Raw genomic sequence first — 3101 nt, forward strand, 5'->3', positions numbered from 1 at the left:
TGCAAGACACAACGCCGAGATCAACGGGATCACAAATGCTGAGTTCTTTGTCGGTAAGGCAGAGGAAGTCGTTCCCGACATATACAAGAAAGGCAGCGACGGCTCCCACGCGGACGTCGTGGTCGTGGACCCACCACGAAAGGGCTGTGATCAGGTTCTTCTGGATACTCTGGTCCATATGGCGCCGGAACGTATCGTCTACGTGAGCTGCGACCCGGCAACCCTGGCTAGGGATGTGAAAATACTTCAGGAGAAGGGGTATGTGGCGAAGAAGGTGGCGGTCGTGGATCAGTTTTGCCATAGCGGGCATGTGGAGACGGTGGTACTGCTTTCCCACAAAAAGCCAGACGGACATATCAACGTAAAAGTTGAGTTTGGCGAGGGTGAGGGAAAAGTTCCGCTTGATAATATCGCTAAAAGAGCCGAAGAATATAAGCCCAAAGAACGAGTGACCTACAAAATGATAAAGGAGTACATAGAAGCTAAATACGGCTTCAAGGTACATACCGCATATATCGCAGAGGTAAAGAGAGATTTAGGCTTGCCAATGTACGATGCTCCTAATGCGGTAGAGGAATTGAAACAGCCGAGGAAGCATCCGACAGCAGAGAAAGTGGAAGCCATAAAGGATGCGTTGAAGCATTTTGAAGAGATTTGAGGATAGGCGTATCATTAAAAATAGTGGTACGCTTATTTCTCTTTAGCCTAATCAGATATATTTGGTAAAAAGACGGAGAATATTTTTATGTTAAGCTGCCTAAGTAATAGAATTAAAAGTGTTCACTTCATTATCGATATGTAGAAAAGAATATATAGACATTTGATGCGAAATAAAAGAATATGATTTAGGAGTGTATCGTGATGCATGGAGTGGGGGATTTCTGTTGGATATATGTATGGAATAATTGTGGAGATATAAACTTTAGTTGTGAAAAATTCCGTTTGACTGGGAATTATATTTTTTTGTTCCGATAGAAAATATAAAAATGATGTGATACACTTATAATATGGGAGGCGAATATCATGATTATACCTGTAAGTGTAAAAAACCAAAGTATCGATCTTCTGGAATCACAAGTGATTACAAAGCTGCCATAAGTGAATATGTTTGGAATGGCTTTGAAGCCAATGCTACAAAAGTTAGTATAGAATATACACATAATGAAGCGTTTGGGGTCAAGGAATTAATTATAAAAGATAATGGTGAAGGAATAAATTATAATGAACTAGGGGAGACGTTTGGTGCCTTTCTGGCATCAAAGAAGAATTTGCTGTCATTACAAATGAAATCTAAGGCAAATAAGGGTAAAGGTAGATTCTCTTTTATTGCTTTTTCTAATAATGCAGAGTGGCATACTGTTTATAAAGATAATGATGTGTATAAAGAATATGATATTGCTATGTCAAGTGATAAAAAAGAAGTGATTGATTGTTCAGAGCCGCAGTTGTCTGAGCAAAATGCAACAGGAACAGAAGTGAGATTTTTCAATATAAATACATTAACTGTGGAGAATATGAGTTTTGAGGTAATAGAGTCGGCATTACTCAAAGATTTCGCATGGTTTTTGTATCTATATAAAAATAAAGATGCCGAGATAATAGTTAATGGAGAAAAGATTGATTATAAAAAATATATAAATACTGATTTGAGTGAAAAAGTCATGGTAACAATTGATGGATATAGGTTTGAGATTAATTTGATTGTATGGCAGGAATCAATCTCTGAAAAATTCTGTTGTTATTATTTCGATGAAAAAAACATATTGAAGGGAAAACGAACCACGACTTTTAATCATAATACCATTAATTTTAACCATAGTGTGTTTGTGAAATCAGATTTTTTTGATGATAAAGAAAATGTTATAGATGATCATGAAGATACGCAGATTAACCTGTTTGAGTCTCAGGATGAGAAAAAGATTCTGAAAAAGTTGCATAAAGAAATTCAAAAGCTTATCGAGAAAAAAATTAGCGTATATTTATCGGATAAAGCAGAAGAAGCAGTTGAAGCTATGATAACCGAAAGAAAAACTTTTCCCAAGTTTTCAGATGATGTATATGGACAAATGCGTAAGAATGATTTGAAAAGAGTAACAAAGGAAATTTTTAAATTGGAGCCACTGATTTTTCATAAATTGAAACAAATTCAAGAAAAATCGTTGCTAGGGTTTTTGAATTTGCTTTTGAGTTCTGAAGAGAGGGAAAATGTTTTAACTATAATAGAGCAGGTTGTGGAATTATCACCTCAGCAGAGAGCTGATTTTTCAATGATATTAAAAAAAACGTCTTTGGAGAATATCATTGATACTATCAAGTTTATTGAGGATAGATATAAAGTGATAGAATTATTGAAAAGTATCGTGTATGATTTGACAAAATTTGCAAATGAACGTGATCATGTACAGAAAATTGTAGAAAGACATTTTTGGCTTTTTGGTGAACAGTATAATTTGGCAAGTGCTGATCAGAGAATGCAAAAGGCATTGGAACAGTATAGGAATATTTTGTATGGAGAAGAGGATGTTACAGCAGAATTGAATCCAGATGCGGAAAATGAACGACGCATGGACATTTTTTTATGCAATACGAGAAATGTCGAAACAACATTTGAAACAACGCAGGAAGAAAATATTGTTGTTGAATTAAAAGCACCGAGAGTTCCGTTAACGAAAAAAGTATTACGACAAGTGGAAGATTATATGGATTACGTTAGAAGGCAGCCTCAATTCAATAGTGAATTACGGAAATGGAAGTTTATTGCTGTATGTAAAGAAGTAGATGATTATGTTAAAAGTCAATATAAAGCATTTGAAGATAAAGGAAAAGTAGGATTAGTATTTCAGGTGGATAATTGTGAAGTATATGCGCTTACTTGGGACGATATATTTAAAAGTTTTGAAATAAAGCATAAACCGATGCTAGAACGGTTGAAGTATGATAGAGAGCGGGTGGCAAATGAATTAATGGCAGCGGTAAGTGATACGGAGGGTCGAGAAAAAGCAGATACTCTTACAGAAATTGCTGTTGCACAACTATAGTGGAGGTTGTCACGTGGGCAGCCACTGAATAAAGCAGAATGTAACAGGTAACGTCCACTGACC

At 35.9% G+C, this 3101-nt stretch carries 1 protein-coding gene and 1 pseudogene; both read left to right on the forward strand.

The genetic code is table 11. The annotated features are described in order from the left end of the window. A pseudogene (locus CCU_RS10690) lies at positions 1 to 658 on the forward strand (class I SAM-dependent RNA methyltransferase); the annotation flags it as partial. A 349-nt stretch (positions 659 to 1007) separates the two neighbouring features. Beyond that, positions 1008 to 3038 carry an ATP-binding protein gene (locus tag CCU_RS10695; RefSeq protein WP_015534662.1) on the forward strand — a complete coding sequence of 677 codons (2031 nt, stop codon included), beginning with the start codon at positions 1008 to 1010 and terminating at the stop codon, positions 3036 to 3038. Positions 3039 to 3101 lie beyond the last annotated feature (63 nt).

It is taken from the genome of Coprococcus sp. ART55/1, from assembly GCF_000210595.1.
Classification (GTDB): Bacteria; Bacillota; Clostridia; order Lachnospirales; family Lachnospiraceae; genus Coprococcus; species Coprococcus aceti.